Annotated in this window: 1 protein-coding gene; it reads right to left on the bottom strand. The window is 66.8% G+C overall.

What is annotated here, in order from left to right:
- The coding region (locus A5753_RS02095; RefSeq protein ID WP_156655875.1) for a condensation domain-containing protein at positions 1-704 on the bottom strand (704 nt) is incomplete at both ends.

The raw sequence follows: 704 nt of genomic DNA, 5'->3' as shown, positions 1-704 counted from the left end.
GCCACCTGCGCACCGAACAACGCCGGAATCGACACCCGCACAGTCGAATCGGGCCGAGCCAACACCGCCCGATTACCCCAAGCCTCGATCCGGACGTGCTCGGCCTCGTCGACCACATCGATCGAGGACAGCCGTCGCGCCGGGTCGGCGGTCATGGCACCCAGCACCCGTCCCAACCGCTCGATCAGTAGCTGGATGCTGGCCGCATCGAACACATCGGTGCGAAACTCGACCATCCCGCCGATGCCGGCCGGATCGCCTACGTCGCTCCAACGCTCCCCCACTGAGAACGTCAGGTCCATGCGGGCGGTATGGGTGTCCGCCGGCAGCGAGGTTACGTGCAGGTCGCCCAAAGCCGATTCCGCCGGGGGATCGCCGGCGAAGTTCTGCCAGGCCAACATCACCTGCACCAGGGGATGATGGTTCAGGCTTCGGGCGGGGTTGAGCCGCTCCACCAGCACTTCAAACGGCACGTCTTGGTGCTCGTAGGCGGCCAGGCTGCGCTGGCGCACCTGAGCCAACAGTTCGGCAACCGTCGGATCACCGGACACGTCCACGCGCAGCACCAGCGTGTTGACGAACGACCCGACCAGCTCGTCCAGTGCGGGGTCGCGGCGCCCGGCGATCGGAAATCCCACGGCCACATCGGAACTGGCGCTGAGCTTGGACAGCAACACCGCCAGGGCGGCCTGCAGGACCATGAA

The sequence above is a fragment of the Mycobacterium sp. 852002-51971_SCH5477799-a genome, from assembly GCF_001667145.1.
GTDB lineage: Bacteria > Actinomycetota > Actinomycetes > Mycobacteriales > Mycobacteriaceae > Mycobacterium.
The sequence above is the reverse complement of the archived record's forward strand: the minus strand, read 5'-3'. Positions and strand labels throughout refer to the sequence as shown.